Origin of the sequence: Haloechinothrix salitolerans (assembly GCF_042662605.1) — a bacterium.
GTDB lineage: Bacteria > Actinomycetota > Actinomycetes > Mycobacteriales > Pseudonocardiaceae > Haloechinothrix_A > Haloechinothrix_A salitolerans.
In genome coordinates this window covers 615,763-634,138 of the sequence record NZ_JBHSXX010000001.1, presented here as the reverse complement: position 1 = coordinate 634,138, position 18,376 = coordinate 615,763, and the positions used below count along the sequence as shown (strand labels likewise).

15 protein-coding genes are annotated in these 18,376 nt (G+C 67.6%); 6 read left to right on the top strand and 9 right to left on the bottom strand.

What is annotated here, in order from left to right; all coding sequences use genetic code 11:
• Nucleotides 1-94: 94 nt before the first annotated feature.
• From ACFQGD_RS03045 to ACFQGD_RS03030, 4 genes are all read right to left on the bottom strand, one after another.
• Nucleotides 95-1,285: an RtcB family protein gene (locus tag ACFQGD_RS03045; protein WP_345407091.1), complete on the bottom strand. Its 1,191-nt coding sequence runs from the start codon at nt 1,283-1,285 to the stop codon at nt 95-97.
• A 120-nt stretch (nt 1,286-1,405) separates the two neighbouring features.
• On the bottom strand, nt 1,406-2,527 hold the full coding sequence (locus ACFQGD_RS03040; RefSeq protein ID WP_345407088.1) for a GAF domain-containing sensor histidine kinase: 1,122 nt from the start codon (nt 2,525-2,527) through the stop codon (nt 1,406-1,408).
• A 234-nt stretch (nt 2,528-2,761) separates the two neighbouring features.
• Nucleotides 2,762-3,787, bottom strand: a complete 1,026-nt coding sequence (locus ACFQGD_RS03035; RefSeq protein WP_345407085.1) for an aspartate-semialdehyde dehydrogenase — start codon at nt 3,785-3,787, stop codon at nt 2,762-2,764.
• Nucleotides 3,787-5,052 carry an aspartate kinase gene (locus tag ACFQGD_RS03030; RefSeq protein WP_345407082.1) on the bottom strand — a complete coding sequence of 422 codons (1,266 nt, stop codon included), beginning with the start codon at nt 5,050-5,052 and terminating at the stop codon, nt 3,787-3,789. The genes ACFQGD_RS03035 and ACFQGD_RS03030 overlap by 1 nt, the downstream gene beginning before the upstream one ends.
• A gap of 257 nt (nt 5,053-5,309) precedes the next feature.
• Between ACFQGD_RS03030 and ACFQGD_RS03025 the strand changes: the two genes are divergently transcribed.
• Together ACFQGD_RS03025 and ACFQGD_RS03020 are read left to right on the top strand one after the other, a co-directional pair.
• Nucleotides 5,310-6,566 (top strand): hypothetical protein, encoded by a 1,257-nt coding sequence (locus tag ACFQGD_RS03025; RefSeq protein ID WP_345407079.1) that lies wholly within the window; start codon nt 5,310-5,312, stop codon nt 6,564-6,566.
• An 8-nt stretch (nt 6,567-6,574) separates the two neighbouring features.
• Nucleotides 6,575-7,165 carry a nitroreductase family protein gene (locus ACFQGD_RS03020; protein ID WP_345407076.1) on the top strand — a complete coding sequence of 197 codons (591 nt, stop codon included), beginning with the start codon at nt 6,575-6,577 and terminating at the stop codon, nt 7,163-7,165.
• A gap of 180 nt (nt 7,166-7,345) precedes the next feature.
• On the opposite strand, the gene ACFQGD_RS03015 is transcribed toward ACFQGD_RS03020, so the two are convergent.
• Complete coding sequence (locus tag ACFQGD_RS03015; protein ID WP_345407073.1) at nt 7,346-7,735, bottom strand: hypothetical protein; 390 nt, start codon at nt 7,733-7,735, stop codon at nt 7,346-7,348.
• Nucleotides 7,736-7,985: 250 nt separating this feature from the next.
• Between ACFQGD_RS03015 and leuA the strand changes: the two genes are divergently transcribed.
• Nucleotides 7,986-9,770 carry a 2-isopropylmalate synthase gene (leuA, locus tag ACFQGD_RS03010; RefSeq protein ID WP_345407070.1) on the top strand — a complete coding sequence of 595 codons (1,785 nt, stop codon included), beginning with the start codon at nt 7,986-7,988 and terminating at the stop codon, nt 9,768-9,770.
• Nucleotides 9,771-9,780: 10 nt separating this feature from the next.
• On the opposite strand, the gene ACFQGD_RS03005 is transcribed toward leuA, so the two are convergent.
• Nucleotides 9,781-10,689: a LysR family transcriptional regulator gene (locus tag ACFQGD_RS03005; protein WP_345407067.1), complete on the bottom strand. Its 909-nt coding sequence runs from the start codon at nt 10,687-10,689 to the stop codon at nt 9,781-9,783.
• Nucleotides 10,690-10,761: 72 nt separating this feature from the next.
• Between ACFQGD_RS03005 and ACFQGD_RS03000 the strand changes: the two genes are divergently transcribed.
• The 3 genes from ACFQGD_RS03000 to ACFQGD_RS02990 all read left to right on the top strand — a co-directional run bounded on the left by ACFQGD_RS03000 (nt 10,762) and on the right by ACFQGD_RS02990 (nt 13,786).
• Nucleotides 10,762-11,700 carry an EamA family transporter gene (locus ACFQGD_RS03000; RefSeq protein ID WP_345407064.1) on the top strand — a complete coding sequence of 313 codons (939 nt, stop codon included), beginning with the start codon at nt 10,762-10,764 and terminating at the stop codon, nt 11,698-11,700.
• Between the two features lie 116 nt (nt 11,701-11,816).
• On the top strand, nt 11,817-13,187 hold the full coding sequence (locus ACFQGD_RS02995) for a lipase family protein (protein ID WP_345407061.1): 1,371 nt from the start codon (nt 11,817-11,819) through the stop codon (nt 13,185-13,187).
• Nucleotides 13,184-13,786 (top strand): TetR/AcrR family transcriptional regulator, encoded by a 603-nt coding sequence (locus ACFQGD_RS02990; protein WP_345407058.1) that lies wholly within the window; start codon nt 13,184-13,186, stop codon nt 13,784-13,786. The genes ACFQGD_RS02995 and ACFQGD_RS02990 overlap by 4 nt, the downstream gene beginning before the upstream one ends.
• Nucleotides 13,787-13,870: 84 nt before the next feature.
• Here the strand turns inward: ACFQGD_RS02990 and ACFQGD_RS02985 are convergent, their stop codons facing one another.
• The 3 genes from ACFQGD_RS02985 to ACFQGD_RS02975 are packed head-to-tail and all read right to left on the bottom strand — an operon-like array spanning nt 13,871 to nt 18,271.
• Nucleotides 13,871-15,199 carry an ABC transporter ATP-binding protein gene (locus tag ACFQGD_RS02985; RefSeq protein ID WP_345407055.1) on the bottom strand — a complete coding sequence of 443 codons (1,329 nt, stop codon included), beginning with the start codon at nt 15,197-15,199 and terminating at the stop codon, nt 13,871-13,873.
• On the bottom strand, nt 15,196-17,256 hold the full coding sequence (locus ACFQGD_RS02980) for a dipeptide/oligopeptide/nickel ABC transporter permease/ATP-binding protein (RefSeq protein ID WP_345407052.1): 2,061 nt from the start codon (nt 17,254-17,256) through the stop codon (nt 15,196-15,198). The genes ACFQGD_RS02985 and ACFQGD_RS02980 overlap by 4 nt, the downstream gene beginning before the upstream one ends.
• Before the next feature lie 13 nt (nt 17,257-17,269).
• The gene (locus ACFQGD_RS02975; protein ID WP_345407049.1) at nt 17,270-18,271 is read right to left on the bottom strand and encodes an ABC transporter permease; all 1,002 of its coding nucleotides are present in this window, start codon (nt 18,269-18,271) and stop codon (nt 17,270-17,272) included.
• Between the last annotated feature and the right edge of the window lie 105 nt (nt 18,272-18,376).

Below are 18,376 nucleotides of genomic sequence, written 5' to 3'. Positions count from 1 at the left end.
CAACGGCCGCACCGCCGGCTCGACCGACGCCGAACTCGTCGCGGCAGCAGAGCGCCACCCCGTGTTCCGGCTGACCGAGAAGGTGTGAGGCGGATCAGCCCTTCACGCAGACGACCTGCTTGAGATGGGCGACGACCTCGACCAGGTCGGTCTGCGCCGCGATCACAGACTCGATGTCCTTGTAGGCGGCCGGGATCTCGTCCACCACGCCGCCGTCCTTGCGGCATTCGACGCCCTCGGTCTGCGCCGCGAGGTCGGCCTCGGTGAACGTCTTGCGCGCCTTCGTCCGTGACATCGCCCGGCCCGCGCCGTGCGAGGCGGACTGGAACGACTCGTCGTTGCCGAGCCCGCGCACGATGTACGACCCGGTGCCCATCGACCCGGGGATAATTCCCAGGTCACCGGACCCGGCGCGGATCGCGCCCTTCCGTGTGACCAGCAGCTCGACGTCGTCGTAGCGCTCCTCGGCGACGTAATTGTGGTGGCAACTGATCGCCTCGTCGAAGCGTACCCACGGCACGACGTCGGCGACGGCCTGTTTGAGCAGCGCCACCATCGTCGCCCGGTTCCGCGCGGCGTACTCCTGCGCCCAGAACAGGTCCCTACGGTACGCGGCCATCTCGGGTGTGCCCGCGAGGAACACCGCCAGGTCCCGGTCGGGCAGGTCCGCGTTGTGCGGCTGCTTCGCCGCGATGGCCATGTGCCGCTGCGCGAGCTGGTTACCGATGCCACGCGAGCCGGAGTGCAGCATCAGCCATACCCGACCGGCGTCCTCGCCGCCCTGCTCGAGGCACACCTCGATGAAGTGGTTGCCGCCACCGAGGCTGCCCATCTGCGTGCGAGCCTTGTGCCACATGTTTTGCACGCCGCTGTGCAGCTCGCGGAAACCGCGCCAGAACCGGTCCCAGCCGCCGACGCCGTGCACCCGCGCGGGATCAACCGGCGCCTTGTGCCCGGCGAACCCGACCGGGATGAGGTCCTCGATCCTGCGCCGCAGCTTGCCGAGGTCGTCCGGCAGATCCTCGGCGTACAGGGACGTGCGCACCGCGCTCATCCCACACCCGATGTCGACGCCGACCGCCGCTGGCGATACGGCATCCCGCATCGCGATGACGCTGCCGACCGTGGCGCCCTTACCGAGGTGGACATCTGGCATCACGGCGAGGCCATGCGTCCACGGCAGGTTCGCGATGTTGTGCAGTTGGCTCAGGGCGGCGTCCTCGACCGTGCTCGGATCGGTCCACATGCGGATCGGCACGCGGGCACCGCCTACTGCGGTGTGCATCACTGCCCCTTCCCTCGGTGCTTCAAAGGCGCCTCAGGATCGGCGACGCGCGGGTATCGTCGCAACCAGTTTTCCCGCTCTGACCTCGACAAAACCAGTTGCGGCTAAGCGCCGTCGTGGCTAGCGCGGCACCCACGCCCGCACGCTGACCCCGCCGTCGTCGCCGCTCGACACGGTCAGGTTCCCCCCGAGTCGCGCGAGCCGATCACTGATCGCGGCGAGGCCGAGGCCGGGGTCCCACGAAGATCTCGGCGCGAGCCCGACGCCGTCGTCGACCACCGTCACCGCGACACCGCCCTCCACCGCGACCAGCGTGACCACGACGGAATCGGCGTGCGCGTGCTTTTCGACGTTGAGCAGAGCTTCCCGCGTCGCCGCGGACAAAACCCGCACCCGGGACGGCAGCAGCGGCGGCAGCTCGGTCACCGTGATCATACGAGTGGTGGTGCCGGTCCGTTCCTGGAACGCACGCGTATCCTCCCGCACGGCGACACCGAGCGCGACCTTTTCCGGTGCGTTGCTCAACACTCGCAACGAGCCGCGCAGCATGGCCGCCGCCTCGCTCGCCTGTTCCTCAATCGCTTGGAGCTTGTCCTTGATGTGCGGTGCCGACACCAACGAGGTGACCTCGGCGCCGAGCGTGCGAATACCCGCGCTTACCGCGTACAGCATGGCGCCAACAGTGTCGTGCAGCTCCAGCGCGACCCTGCGCCGTTCCTCATATACGGCGACCTCGGCGGACTCTTTCGCACGCTCCGCCACGACCGTGGCGGTGGCGGCGCGCCCCGCGATCTCACCGAGTACATGGGCCGCGCGGTCGCCGAAGTCGGTCTCATACCGGTTGGCGCCGTAGAGCACACCCAGAACGCGGTCGTCGTGCATGATCGGCACCGCGATCATCGCGCGGAGCCCCTCCAGCTGTGCCTGACTAGCGAAGTCATGCGTGATACGCGGTGAGGTGATGTAGTTCTTCACCCACATGGGCCGTTTCGTGAGCATCACCTGACCGCCGAGTCCGACGCCCTTCGGCACGGCGAGTCCGTCGAGCACGTCGGTCCTTGCCCGCACGGAGTCACCAATGAGGAGGGTGTCGTCGCTGTCCGGCTTGCCGACCCATGCGACGTCGATATCGAGGCTTTCCGGCACCTCGCGAACCACCCGCCGCATGACCGCTTCGGGCTCAAGCATGCTCATCAGCTCGACGTACTTCTCGTCGAGCTCCCCCAGCCTGTCCTCCGCCAACGCAGCTGCTGGACGTTGCCGCAATCCATTCATCACAGGCCAGCCTTTCGTCCACCTGGCGCCTGCCGACACCGACGCGGATGGGCCGACATCGATGCCCGGCGTCGACATCCTGCCGTGGCTAGAACAGGTGACACCCTCCAGAGGTAGGACCCTGTCCGGGTGACACTCAGGGCCGTGCGGGAAGCGGCCTGAAAGTCAGAACTAGCGAACCCGGAGCTCGGGGCTCGCTAGTTACCGCTGGGCGATGAGCTCCGCGATCTGGACCGTATTCAGCGCGGCGCCCTTGCGGAGGTTGTCGCCCGCGACGAACAGCGCGAGGCCGCGGCCGTCGTCGACGCCAGGGTCCTGCCGGATGCGGCCGACGTAGCTCGGGTCCTGCCCCGCCGCCTGCAACGGCGTCGGGATGTCGGACAGCTCCACGCCAGCGGCACCGCCAAGCAACTCGGTAGCACGCTCGACCGACAGCGGTCGCGCGAACTCGGCGTTGATCGACAGCGCGTGGCCGGTGAACACCGGCACCCGTACGCAGGTCCCGGACACCTTCAGCTCGGGGACGTCGAGAATCTTGCGGCTCTCGTTGCGGAGCTTCTGCTCCTCGTCGGTCTCGAAGGAGCCGTCGTCCACGATCGAGCCCGCCATGGCCAGCACGTTGAACGCGATGTGCCGCGCGTACTTCGACGGCTCCCCAAGGGCGACCGCCGACCCGTCGTGGGTCAGCTTCGAAGCGTCAGCACCCGCCGCCGCGACCTGGCTGGCCAGCTCGTCAACACCGGCGAGTCCGCTACCGGACACCGCCTGGTACGTGCTGGCGACCAGCCGCACCAGACCAGCTTCGTCGTGCAGCGGTTTGAGCACCGGCATCGCGGCCATCGTGGTGCAGTTCGGGTTGGCGATGATGCCCTTGCGGGCCTCCTTCACCGCCTGCGGGTTGACTTCGCTGACCACCAGCGGAACGTCCGGGTCGAGGCGCCACGCGGACGAGTTGTCGATCACCGTCACACCCGCATCGGCGAACCGGGGAGCCTGCGCCTTCGACGTCGATCCACCAGCGGAGAACAGCGCCACGTCCAGGCCGGACGGGTCCGCCTTCTCGGTGTCCTCGACGACGACGTCCTCACCGCGCCACGGCAGCGTCTTGCCCGCCGAGCGCGCGGACGCGAAGTACCGGATCTCATCGACCGGGAAGTTCCGCTCCTCAAGTAGCCTGCGCATCACGGCGCCGACCTGGCCGGTCGCGCCCACAATCCCTATCCGCATCAGCGACCACTCCCCGCGTAGACGACGGCTTCCTCGTCGCCGCCGAGGTCGAACGCCTCGTGGATCGCGCGCACCGCGTCCTCGACGTCGGTGTCCCGGATCAGCACCGAGATGCGGATCTCCGAAGTGTTGATCATCTCGATGTTGATACCCGACTCGGCGAGCGACTCACAGAACTTCGCGGTCACACCGGGGTGCGAGCGCATGCCGGCGCCGACCAGCGAGACCTTGCCGACGTGGTCGTCGTAGAGCACCGCGTCGAACCCGGCCTCGTCCTTGATCTGCTCCAGCGCCGCGACGGCCTTCGGCCCATTGTCGATCGACAGGGTGAAGGTGATGTCGGTGACGCCGGACGAGGTGCGCGAGGCGTTCTGCAGCACCATGTCGATGTCGATGTTGGCGTCGGCGACCGCGCGGAAGATCCGCGCCGCGGCGCCCTTGTAGTCCGGGACGTCGGTCACGGTGATCTTGGCTTCTGACTTGTCGTGCGACACGCCGGTGATCAGCGCCTGTTCCACGGGAATCTCCTCGATCGATCCGGCCACAAGCGTGCCCGGTTTGGTGCTGTAGGACGATCGAACCCGCAGCGGCACCCCGTAGCGCCGTGCGTACTCGACCGAACGCAGATGCAGGATCTTCGAACCGGTCGCGGCCAGTTCGAGCATCTCTTCGTACGGAACGGTGTCCAGTTTGCGTGCGTCCGACACGATCCTTGGGTCCGCGGTGTAGACCCCGTCGACGTCGGAGTAGATCTCACACTCGTCGGCCTTCAACGCCGCCGCGAGGGCGACCGCGGTCATGTCCGAGCCGCCCCTGCCGAGTGTCGTGATGTCCTTGGTGTCCTTCGAGACACCCTGGAAGCCCGCGACAAGGGCGATGTATCCCTGGTCAAGCGCTTCCGTCACCCGCGTCGGTGATACCTCCACGATACGTGCGTCGCCATGCGCGGCCGTGGTGGAGATGCCGGCCTGCGACCCGGTGAACGACCATGCTTCCGTGTCGAGCTTGCTGATGGCCATCGCCACGAGCGCGTTCGAGATGCGCTCACCGGCGGTGAGCAACATGTCCATCTCGCGCTCCGGCGGGTCCGGATTGACTTGTCCTGCCAGATCGAGCAGTTCATCCGTCGTGTCACCCATCGCGGAACACACAACGACAACGTCGTTACCTGCGTTCTTGGTTTCCACGATGCGTTCGGCAACGCTTCTGATGCGATCCGCGCTCTCCAACGACGATCCGCCGTACTTCTGGACTACGAGCGCCACTGCGCGCCAACCTCCTCCAACGGGAGCGCCCAGGCCCCAGTCCTTGTATCGAGGCGGGCGTCGTCCCTGTAGTTGAACCAAGGGTACCGGCCGACCCGACCCGTTCGCGGTACCGATGTGGCACCGACCACTTTCCGTTCACCTGAGCACGTGGCTTCTACCAGCCGTGATGCCTTCGCGATGATGTCGTGGCGCCGACGTCGGGCGCGGCACACTACCCTGGACGGACCAGCGTTCGCCTACCCCCGGAAGCCGCAGTGAGTCCGACGGACACCGCAGCGCTCATCGAGCAGCGGTCAGCACCGCGCGTGTCGCCGGCCCCAGCCGGTACGTCGCGCCGCGACCGCACCGCGCCCCGCGCGCTGCTCGCGTTCGCGCCCGCGCTGGTCTACCTCGGCGTACGTCTCGTCGGGGTGCTGATTCTCGTGCTGATGGCCGGTCCCAACAACACCACCGTGCATCGGTCGCTGACGGCGTGGGATGGCCAGTGGTACCTCGGCATCGCCACCGGCGGGTACACGGGAGCGCCGGAGGGGCTGCTCGACGCGCACGGCCAGCGCACCCCGCAGACTCCGTTGGCGTTCTTCCCCGGCTACCCGACGGTGACCGGCTGGCTGGCCGATCTGACCTGGCTCTCGGTGGATACCGCCGCGTTCGTCGTCAGCATCCTCGCCGGGATCGCGGCGGCATACGCGCTGGTCCGTATCGGCATGCTGATCCGGGGCGGGTCGCGTCGTGTCGGGCTGATCCTGGTCGCGCTGTTCGCCGCGTCGCCGATGGGCGTCGTGCTTTCGATGACGTACTCCGAGGCGCTGTTCTGCGCGCTCGCCGCATGGTCGCTGGTGTTCGTGCTGCGCCGCCAGTGGATGTGGGCCGGTGTGCTGTGCGCGTTGGCCGGACTGGTGCGACCGACCGGGCTCGCGCTCGTCCTCGCCGTCGGCGCGGCGGCGTTCGCCTGTGCGGTTGAGGTCCGCCGACGGGGTGGTCTCCGTCCTGCGCTGCGCCCGCTTGGCGGGCTGCTGCTCGCCCCTATGGGGCTGGTGGGATACCTGTGGTGGGCTGGTGCGCAGATCCGACCAGGGGCGGGTGTCCTCGCTCAGCTCGGTGGGTGGAGCGAGCTGCAAGAGCGCGGGTGGAACTCCGCGTTCGACGGCGGTGCCGCCACGCTGCGGTTCACCGGCGAGGCCATCGCGCGATCGGAGTCCGTGCATGAGATCGGCACGATCCTGGTGCTGCTCGCCGCCGTCGCGCTGGTAGTCGTCGGGTTCGTCCTGCGGGTGGAATGGCCGCTGCTGGTGTACGGACTCGGCGTGCTGATCATGGATCTCGGCTCGAACGGCCTGATGAACTCCAAGGCCCGGCTGCTGCTGCCCGCGTTCACACTGCTCATACCGGTAGCGCTGGGGTTGGCGAAGCGCAAACCCGCGACGACGCTGGTAGTGCTGGTCGCCACGACCGTGGTGAGCGGCTGGTTCGGCGCGCACGCCCTTGTCACCTGGCCGTACGCGATATAACTGGAGCCATGCAGCGCAAGCCAGCGACGACCAGCGTCGCCGTGCACGAACTGATCGCGCAGCGCTGGAGCCCGCGCGCGTTCGACCCGGACGCCAAGGTGTCCGAAGAGCAACTACGCGCGCTGCTGGAAGCCGCGAGGTGGGCGCCGTCGTTCGGCAACACCCAACCAGCGCGGTTCCTGGTTGGACGCAGGGGCGACGCCGTGTTCGACCGCATCCACGGCACGCTGACCGAGCGCAACCAAGACTGGGCGCACCGGGTCGGTGTGCTGCTCGCTGGGCTCGCGGTCACCCGCAACGAGAAGGGCGACATCCCCTACGCGGAATACGGTGTCGCGCTCGCCGCGCAGAACCTGGTGCTCCAGGCCGTGGCAGAGGGGCTGGGCGCACACCAGATGGCCGGGTTCGACCCGGACGCGCTGCACCAGGCGTTCGCGCTGCCCAACGACGTCCGGCCGGTGGTCACCATCGCCGTCGGGGTGCAGGCGGACGCCGAGGTACTCGGCGCGCAGCGGCTCGTCGAACGGGAACGCGGCGAGCGTTCCCGCATCCCGCTGGCGGAGTTCGCGCTCAGCGAATGGGGCGCGCCAGCGTTCTGAGGGGCACGGGTGCCACAGCGAACGCGTCACTACCTCGCCGTTGAAGTTGATCACGTCTACTCGCGTTGTGGTGCGAGTTTGTCCATTAAGTTCGCTTTGGCGAACAACAGTGCGAGTACACGTGATCAACTGCGCTGAACAGCTCCGGCTGATGGGCAAACGACGCCTTCAGCGCGAACGCTACTTTCCCAGCGACCCGAGGCGGCGGATGATCGTGGCGCCAAGGGACGACACGATCAGCCAGAAGATCGCCGCGATGCCGTAGTTGACCAGGATCTTCAGCTGCGCGTCATCAGGCTGGAACAGGTCCTTGAAGGCGAGCGCGAGCGGATCGGCCCAGTCGCGGACGAACGACACGATGCTGTTGTCCTCGTTCGCATCGGCGATGGTGAACACCACGTGCAACACCAGCACCAGCGCGAACAGCAGGAACACCCAGCGCACGATCGCGGCGAGGATGTTGACCATCTTGTCCTTCACCGCGACCCAGTCGACGCTCGGGCCATGCTTACCGCCCACGGTGTCGTCCTCATTCGACGTAGCGCTCGACTTATCAGCGTGCTCGGCCATGCCGGAAGTCTGACATGCCACGCGGCACACCGCTATGGCAACATCGGCAAATCGCCCGGTCAGCCAGCCTGCGACGCCCCTGACGTGTGCCAGCCCTCGACAGTGTGGTTATGCTGAACCCGTGGCACGCGCACTCCTGCTTCGCTGCCGCGACGGGGCCTGATCCGACCGGCCCCCCGTCGCGGGGCCTTGTCGTGCCGCCGGTCACCCGCCCATAGCGGAAACACCGACAGCAGGAGACCATCAACAAATGTCCACTTCCCCCCGCCCGGAACACGGACCCATCACCGCGCCCAACGGCCCAGTACCCGCTGGCCAGCCGGTGTGGAACCCCCAACGCGGCAGCTCGATGCCGGTCGGCCGGTACCAACCCTGGTACCGCCTGGTCGAAGACATCCAACTGCCGGACCGCACCTGGCCGGACGCCCGTATCACCCGCGCCCCGCTGTGGTGCGCCGTCGACCTCCGCGACGGTAACCAGGCGCTGATCGATCCGATGTCGCCCGCGCGCAAGCGCAAGTTCTTCGAACTGCTGGTCGCGATGGGCTACAAGGAGATCGAGGTCGGCTTCCCGTCGGCGTCGCAGACCGACTTCGACTTCGTCCGCGAGATCATCGAAGAGGACGTCATCCCCGATGACGTGCGGATCCAGGTGCTGACCCAGTGCCGCTACGAGCTGATCGAGCGCACCTTCGAGGCACTCAAGGGCGCGCCGAAGGCCGTCGTCCACATCTACAACTCGACGTCGATCCTCCAGCGGCGCGTCGTGTTCCGCGAGGAGCGCGAGGGGATCAAGAAGATCGCCACCCAAGGCGCCGAGCTCGCGCAGGAGTTCGCGGCGAAGAACCCGGAGACGGACTTCCGGTTCCAGTACTCGCCCGAGTCGTTCACCGGCACCGAGCTGTCGTACGCGGCCGAGGTGTGCAACGCCGTCACCGACATCTGGCAGCCGACGCCGGAGAACCCGGTGATTCTGAACCTGCCCGCGACCGTCGAGATGGCGACGCCGAACGTCTACGCCGACTCGATCGAGTGGATGGGCCGCAACCTGGACCGGCGTGACTCGGTGATCCTGTCGCTGCACCCGCACAACGACCGGGGAACCGGCATCGCCGCCGCTGAACTCGGCTACCAGGCCGGGGCGGACCGGATCGAGGGCTGCCTGTTCGGCAACGGAGAGCGCACCGGCAACGTCGACCTCGTCGCGCTGGGAATGAACCTGTTCAGTCAGGGCATCGACCCCCAGATCGACTTCTCCGACATCGACCACATCAAACGCACGGTCGAGTACTGCAACCAGCTCCCGGTGCACGAACGCTCGCCATGGGGCGGTGACCTGGTCTTCACCGCATTCTCCGGCAGCCACCAGGACGCCATCAACAAGGGCTTCGACGCGCTTGAGGCGGCCGCCGAGAAGGCAGGCGTGCCGGTGAACGAGTTCCCGTGGGAGGTCCCGTACCTGCCGATCGACCCGAAGGACGTCGGCCGCACGTACGAAGCCGTCATCCGGGTGAACTCGCAGTCCGGTAAGGGCGGCGTCGCCTACGTGATGCGTACCGAGCACCAGCTCGACCTGCCGCGTCGCCTGCAGATCGAGTTCTCCCAGGTCGTACAGCAGTACACGGACACGTCCGGCGGCGAGGTCGACCCGGACACCATGTGGGACGCCTTCAGCAGGGAGTACCTGACGACGACGTCCCCGCTGGAGCTGGTGCGCTCGCACGTTACCGACAACGGTGGCGGCCAGTACTCCATCACGGTGACAGTCAACGTCGATGGGGAACCGAACGAGATCACCGGTTCCGGCAACGGGCCGATCGCGTCGTTCTTCGACGCGCTGTCCACCATCGGCTACGACATCAAGCTGCTCGACTACAGCGAGCACGCCATGACGGCGGGCGACGACGCCCAGGCAGCGAGCTACGTCGAATGCGCCATCGACGACAAGGTGTACTGGGGCGTCGGCGTCGATCCGTCGATCGTCACGGCTTCGCTGCGCGCGGTGATCTCGGCGATCAACCGCGCGCACCGGTAAGGCAGCGCACTCACCGCGGCGTCACCGCGCGGGCCTCGGCACGCAGCAGGTCCAGCACGGTGGCGACCGCGGGACGGGCCGCGGCGCCGGGGCGCAGCACGGCCTCGACGTGGCGCGCCGCCCTGATCCCGGCGATCGGCTTGCGCAGCAAGCGCTTGCCGCGCCGGGTGTCGATCGTGTACCTCGGCAGTAGCGCGACGCCGTGGCCTGCCGCGACTAATTCTTCCGTGACGCCGAAGTCATTGATGCGCTGCACGACGTCCGGGCGTACCCCGGTGCGGACGACGAGCGAGCGCAGCACGTCGTCGACGGGGAATCCGACCTCGACGCCAAGCCAGCGCTCAGTGGCCAGCTCGGCGAGTTCGACCTTGCGCCGGTGTGCGAGCCGGTGACCGACCGGCAGGGCCACGTCGAGCGGTTCCCGAAGTAAATGAGCAACGGTCAGTCGGTCGGACTCGTACGGCTCCGCACGTTCGTCGCGATGAGTGACGACGATGTCGAAATCGGCGAGCATCGCGGGCACTTCGGCAGGCATCATGTCGATGTCCCGGACCTCGACGCCCAGCTCGGAGTGTTCAGCCACTCGGTGCAGGAAACCGGGAAGCAAGAGCTGCCCGCCGGACGGGAAGATCGCGATCCGCACGGTTCCGCGCGGCACGCTGCGGTAGGTGTCCAGTTCGGACTGCGCGCGCTCAACGGCGGCGAGCACCTCGTCGGCGCGGACGACGAGCGCGCGCCCGGCGTCGGTCAGCCGCAGACCGCGGCCCGCCGGTTCGGTGAGCACCACCCCCACCTCCGCCTGCAAGGCCTTGAGCTGTTGCGACACCGCGGACGGCGTGCAGTGCAGCGCGGCGGCGGCCGCGGTGAGGCTGCCCCGATCGGCGAACTCCCGAAGCGCCCGAAGCCGGACGACGTCCATGAAGCAACTCTACAAGGACGCTGAAGAATAATTCGCTAGTGCTTTAGAGTCGTTGATCGCAGGCTCGGAGGCATGTCGCAACGGGATCGCCTGCTCGCCTTGACCGTGGCCGTGATGTGGGGCGCGAATTTCCTCGCCGTCCACGCCACCATCCAGCACTTTCCGCCCCTGTTCGCCGCGACACTACGGTTCGCCGTGCTCGCGGTACCGACGATGCTGCTCGTGCCATGGCCAGGGGTGAAAGTGCGCTGGCTGATCGGCTACGGCCTCGGCTTCGGCACGGGACACTTCGCGTTCCTGTTCGTCGCGATGCACATCGGCATGCCAACCGGGCTCGCGTCGCTAGTCTTGCAGGCATCGGCGCCGTTCACGGTGCTACTCGGTGCGGTGTTACTCCGCGAGCGCATCACGCCGATGGTGGCGTCCGGGATCGGGCTCGCGGTGGTCGGCATGAGCATCATCGGGTGGCAACGCGCCGAGCACGCCGCGCTGCTGCCGATGATCCTGACCTTGCTCGCCGCGCTGAGCTGGGCGGCGGGAAACCTCTGCAACCGCAACGGATTCGCGGAGACGACCAGCCAGGTGAACCCGTTGCACTTCACGCTGTGGATGTCCGTCGTGCCGCCGCTGCCGATGTTCGCGCTGTCGCTGGCGTTCGAGGGTCCGTCGGCCGGGTGGCAGGCGTTGGCCGGGGTCGGGACGTCGGAGGGGATGGTCGCGCTCGGCGGATTGGTCTACATCGTCCTCATTGGCACGGTGGCCGGATCGGGGCTGTGGAGCACGCTCATGAGCCGCAACCCCGCGGGTGTGGTCGCGCCGTTCTCGCTGCTGGTACCAGTCGTCGGCATGACACTGGCGTTCCTGGTGCTCGACGAGCGCCCGACCGCGATCGAGATCGCGGCGGCGGGCATCGTGATCATCGGCGTGCTGATCGGATCGATGTCCCGGCCCCGGCCAGTGCCCGTGCCGCCAACGCCGCCACAGGCGGAGTGCGCGACGGTCGGACGCTGACGGCTTGCCGCTGTACCGCGCCACCCGCCCGAGAGCATCTGCGCGCTTGACGTGACCCACGCCACTGGATACCGTTCGGTATTCAATACCGGCGAGTATCGAAGGTGGTCAGCGACATGACAGCGGAGAACACCAGGGCTGGGACACGCGACGGAGCATGGACGCCGAGACTGGGCGGTAGCCACGGCGGCTGGCGTGTGGGACGACAACGGACGTCCAAGGCGCTTCTCACCGTTGGTGCGACGGTGGCGCTGCTCACCGGTGCGATCACCACAGCCGCCAGCGCGGCGACTCCGACGGCCAGCGCCGTCACCCCCGCGCACGCGGCACACGTCCTGCAAGCCGCCGCGCAGCAGTTCCCGCCGCCGCAGGACGATCCGTTCTACACTCCGCCGGACCCAATACCGGACGTCGAGCCGGGCACGGTCTTCCGCTCGCGGCAGATCGACGTCTCGGACAACGGCTTCAGCGTCCCGGTCAACGCCTGGCAGGTGCTGTACCGCTCGACGTCGGCGACCTTCGAGCCGAACGCTGTCTCCGGCACCGTGATCGTGCCCCAAGAGGCGTGGACAGGCGACGGCGAGCGCCCGCTGGTGTCGTACGCCGTTGGCACCCACGGCCTCGGGCCGGAGTGCGCCCCGTCGTACAAGCTCGCCACGGGCAGCGAGCAGGAGTTCTCCCTGTTCAGCCAGGCCCTGAACCGAGGTTGGGCCGTGGTCGTCACCGACTACGAAGGCCTCGGCACGCCGGGTCCGCACACCTACGTCGCCGGTCGCTCACTCGGCCATGCTCAACTGGACGCCGCCCGCGCCGCCGCCGAACTACCCGAAGCCGGGCTCAGCGACGCCACGCAGGTCGGGTTCTGGGGTTACTCCGAGGGCGGCTTCTCGACCGCCTGGGCATCGCAGCGCGCGGCCGACTACGCGCCGGAGCTGAACGTCGCGGGCGCGGCCGTCGGTGCGGCCCCCGCCGACATGGAAGCCATGGCCAACCTGCACGACGGCGGCCCAGCGAGCGGTCTCGTGCTGGCCGCGGCGGTCGGCCTCGCGCGGGCATACCCTGATGCGCCGTTCGAGGAGATTCTGACCGACGAGGGCAAGGAGATGGCAGCCGAGATCAGCACACAGTGCGTCGAGGAGTTCTCCGTTCGCTACGCGTTCCGCAGCCTGTCCAGCTACACCACGGTGGACGATCCGATGTCCCTTCCTGAGTGGCAAAAGGTGCTGGATGACATCGAACTCGGCAACACGACACCGAAGGCGCCCGCGATGATCTACCACTCGCCGACCGACGAACTCGTCACCTTCGACCAAGCGATCACGCTCAACGAGGCCTGGTGTGCGGGCGGCGGCACGGTCCAGTTCCAGCCAGCCGTCGTCGGGGACCATGTACTCGGCGCGATCACCGGTGCGCCGCTCGCCGTCGACTACCTCGGCGGCCGGTTCTCCGGTCAGCAGCCGCCAAACACCTGCGCAACGGCACCGTGACGACACGACGTCGCCCCACCAGGGAGGAAACCCGACGGCGAGTCCTGGCCGCGGCCCACGACGTCTTCACGACGCACGGGATCGAGGCGGCGTCGGTAGCCGACGTCGCCGCCGCGGCTGGGCTCACCAAGGGCGCGGTGTACTCCAACTTCCGCAGCAAAAACGACCTCGTGCTCGCGTTGATGGACGAGTACGTGGCGGAACGGCAGCGGGAGGCGACCGAACTGTTCGACGGCGCGGCCGACGCCGGCCATGCCCTACGTGACGTGGGCAAACACCTCGTCGACGCGATCCACACCGGAGCGAAGTGGCAACGACTGCTGATCGCCTATGCCGTCAGCGGGCAGCGTGACCCCGAGTTGGCGGAAGCGCTGCGGACGCGACGGCAACGGTTGCGTGCCTCGTTGGCGGGCATGATCGAGCGGATGGCCGAGCGGCACGGGCTCACACTGCCGTTCCCGCCGGACGAGGCGGCCGTGGTCGTGCTGGCACTGTCCAACGGTTTCGCGGTCGAGGACAGCCTCGATCCCGGCGCGGTGCCGGACGACCTGTTCGGCAGGGTGCTCGCCGTACTGGGCACCGCGGGCCAGGCATCGTGACCGCAGGTCCTGGCGGTGCCACCGAGCATCGCCAGGACCAGCGGAGCAATGGGGCGGCACCACGCACGGTGCCGCCCCGACCGCTCACGACGTCGGTGCCTGCTCCGGATCCCCGACGTGCACGCCGTCCTGCCGCACCGTGATGCCGTGCAGGTGGCAGGCGACGTCCCTGTTCTTGATGTGCTGCACGGCTGGCTCCGGCCCTGGTCCAAACCGGACGACGACGCCGCGTTCCTCGACTTCGACGTCGGTCACCGCGGAGAACACGTTCGCGGGCAGCGCGGGACCGTTCTCCCGCAACCACTCCGCCAACGTGTCCGGTGTGGACGACGGGAACCGCACGTAGTCCGTGCCGACGTCGGCGTCGCTGAGCTTGCCGAACAACTCCAGCTCGGCCGTGAACGTCTCCTTGTCCACCTCGGTCCACCGGTCCTCGAGGATGTCGATGAGATCATGGCCCTGCCAGCCGCACGACCCGAATGCCTCGGGACACCGCGGATGGAACCGGCACCCGGCGGGCGGCTTCGCGGCATCCGGAATCTCGCCGCGCGGCAGCTTCTTCGGCCGATTCCGCCGACCCGCCTCGGGCAGCGGAATCGCCGACAGCAGCGACCGCGTATACGGGTGCTGCGGGTCGTCGAACAGCGCGTCGGACGGCCCCTGTTCGACGAGCCCGCCGAGGTACAGAATTCCGATCCGGTCGCACAGGAACCGTGCCGTCGCCAGGTCGTGCGTGATGAACACGTACGTCAGGTCGAGGTCGCGCTTCAGCTCGAGCATCAGCTCAAGCACCCGCGCCCGCACACTCATGTCGAGCGCGGCGACCGGCTCGTCCGCCACGACGAACTTCGGCTCGGTGATCAACGCGCGGGCGATGACCAGCCGCTGCTTCTGCCCGCCGGACAGGTCTTCCGGGTAGCGGTCGAGAAAGGTCTCCGCCGGGTGCAGCCCGACGCGTTCCAGCATCTCCACCACCCGCTTGCGCGCCTCGGCGCGGGTGCTGACCATGCCATGGATATGCAGCGGGTGCCCGACGCCTTGCCCGATCGTCATCGCGGGGTTCAGCGATGCGTTCGGATCCTGGAAGATCATGCTCAGTTCCCGCCGCAGCGGTCGCATCTCGCCGTCGTTCAGCGGAACCAGGTCGCGACCCCGGTAGCGGATCTGGCCGGACGTCGGCTGCACCAGCTTGAGCAACGAACGGCCCAGCGTCGTCTTACCAGACCCGCTCTCGCCAACGAGGCCAAGTACCTCACCCTTGCCGACCGAGAAGCTGACGCCGTCGACGGCCTTGACGACGCTTTTGCCACCCCCGCCGAACAGCCCGCCACGCGCGGGGAAGTGCGTCTTCAGGTCGTCGACGACGAGCAACGGTTCCGAATCGGTCACCGGTGTCTGTCCTTCCTCGCTCATATGCCACTCACCTGGGGATCACCCGATGGGGCAACGACTCCTTCCGGCACCGGCTGCCCAGCGCCCGGGTAGAGGAAGCACGCGGCCCGCTGCTCCGGCCCGACCTCGGTCAGCTCGGGCGGGCTCTCCGTGCAGTGGTCCATCACGTGCGGGCATCGAGCCGCGAACCGGCAGCCCTTCGGCGGGTCGATCAGGTTCGGCGGGTAGCCACCGATCGACCGCAGCTCGGTCGTGTTCAGCGAGATCGTCGACGCCACCAGCCCCCGCGTGTACGGGTGCTTCGGGTTGGTGAAGATCTCGTCGACCGGACCCATCTCCACGATCTTGCCCGCGTACATCACCGCGACCCGGTCACAGGCCTCGGCGACGACACCCAGGTTGTGGGTGATGAACAGGATGCCGACGTTCTCCTCTGCCCGCAGCCGCTCCAGCAGCGACAGGATCTGCGACTCAACGATGACGTCCAGCGCGGTCGTCGGCTCGTCCGCGACGATCAGCCGAGGCGTGAGCACGATCGACAGCGCCAACATCACCCGCTGCCGCATGCCGCCGGAGAACTCGTGCGGGTAGTTGTCGATCCGCGTCGGCGGGATGCCGACCTGCACCAGCGCGTCCCGCGCCATCGCGCGGGCCTCCTCGCGAGACGTCTTCGGCTTGTGTGTCCTGATCATCTCGACGAAGTGGTCGCTGACGCGTTCCAACGGATTGAGCCGGGTCATCGGCTCCTGGAACATCAGCGACGCGCCCTCACCTCGCAGCTTGCGGACCTCGGACTCCGGCGCGGTGGCGACGTCAGTGCCACCGATCTCCACCTGTCCTCCCACGACACCGCCAGGCGGCATCAGGCGCAGCATGGCCCGGCCCATGGACGACTTGCCACAGCCGGACTCACCGACGAGCGCGACGGTTTCGCCTTTCTTGATGTCGAAGCTGACGCCGTCGACCGCCCACAATGGACCGGAGGCGGTGCGGTAGCCAACCCGCAGATCGCGCACCTTCGCGGCCAGCCCCTCGTCATCCTGCTCGGCGGCATCGGCCGCTCGACGCGACCGGTCACGGCGACGTGCCCTCGGCATCCCCTTGATCTTGCGGCCCGCCTTGCCCTTCGCCCGCAGCAGGGGGTTGATGACGTCGTTCAGGCCCTCACCGACCAGCGTCAACGCCATCACGAGCAGCACGATCGCCAGGCCAGGCCACAGCGCCGTCCACCAGATACCCGCCGCGACGTCGTTGACCGCCTGCGAGATGTCGTAACCCCACTCCGGCGTCGGCGGCTGCACGCCATAACCAAGGAAGCCGAGCGAGGCGAGCACCAGGATCGCGTCGGCGGCGTTCAGCGTCAGAATGACGGGAACGGTCTGCACCACGTTGAAGAACACGTAGCGCCCGAGCACCGTCCGGTTCCGCGCGCCGAACGACTTCGCCGCCTCGACGAAGGGTTCCTCCTTCACCGACAGCGTGTGGTTGCGCACCACTCTGAAGTACTGCGGGATGTAGACCAGGCCCACGGCGGCGGCCGCGGATGGTACACCCGGTGAGAGATACGCCGCGAGCACGAATGACACGATGATCGCCAACACCAGTGGTGGGAACGCGTACACGGCGTCCATCGCGGTCACCAGAATCCGGTCCAGCCTGCCGCCCCTGTAGCCGGAGAACAGGCCGAGCGTCACGCCGATGAGCATGGCGATCGAGACCGCCAACGCCATCACGGCGAACGCCAGCGTCGCGCCGTCGATGATCCTGGCGAGGACGTCGAACTGGTCCTTCGTCGTGCCGAACCAGTGCTCGGCCGACGGCGGCGCCAGCTCGGGGAACGATGTGAACTCGCCTGGCGACGTCTCGGCGCGGTACTGCGTGCCGTCGTACGGATAGACCAGCGGGCCAACGAACGCGAGCAACAGGAACGCCGCGATGATGCCGAGTCCGCTGAAGATCAGCCCCCGCGAGACCCTGCTCGACTCCCGGAACGGTCGCCACGCGTGCTGTAGTCGAGTCTTCAGTGGCGTCCGCGCCTCAAGCACGGCGTCGTCGCCACTGGTTGATGTGCTTGTCATGTCACCCTCGCCATCAGTAACGCACCCGGGGGTCGACCAGCCCGGTGAGTATGTCGATCAACAGCGACACGCCAACGATCACCAGCGCGATGAACGTGACGATGCCCTGCACCGCCGCGTAGTCCCGTGCGCCGATGAAACCGACGAGCGCCTGCGCAAGCCCCGGCCAGGTGAACGTGTGCTCGGTCAGCACGGCGTTCCCGATCAACATCGCGAACTGCAAGCCCATGATCGTGATGATCGGGATGAGCGCGGTCTTGAACGCGTGCCGGAACAACACGACGTGTTCCCGCAGCCCACGCGCCCGCGCCGCCTCGACGTAGTCCGAACGCAACGTCTGGAGCATGTTCACGCGGACAAGGCGGATGAACACGCCACCGAGTAGTAGCCCGAGCGTCACGGCAGGCAGCACGAGGTGTGCGAGCACCGTGCCCAGCGCCGCCATGTCCCAGGTGATGATCGAGTCGAGCACGTAAAACCCGGTGATGGGTTCCGGCGCGTCGAATCCCCCCGCACGTTGTTGACTCGGTAACCACCCGAGTTCAACGGAAAAGTACAACTGCGCGAGCAGCCCGGTCCAGAATACCGGCGCGGCGTAGATGAGGATGCCGAACAGCCTGCCACCGACGTCGAACGGCGTGTCACGCAACCTGCCGGACAGCGCGCCGACGGTGATACCGAGCAGGATCGCGACCAGCATGGCGGCGAGGGCGAGTTCGATCGTGGCGGGTGCGGTGTCGAGCACGATCTGCACGACACTACGAGGATCGGTCACCGGGTTACCGAAATCGCCGGTGAGCGCGTTACCCATGTAATTGAGGTATTGCACGTAGAGCGGGTCGTTGAGACCGAGCGCCTCCTTGCGCTGCGCGATCTCCTCCGGTGGCAGCCTGCCACCGAGCGTCGCTGTCACCGGATCGCCCGGCGCCGCGTTGAGCAGCAGGAACAGCAACGTAAGCAGGATGAACACCATCGGAATGGCGAGCAGGAGACGCTGCAGGACGTAGCGACCCAAGGAACCAGCTTTCACAGCCTTGAGGCCTTTCTATCCACACAGCGCGCAGGCGTGACCGTGGAGAGAGCGTCATCTCTCCACGGCCACGCCGCGGTGTGAAGCATG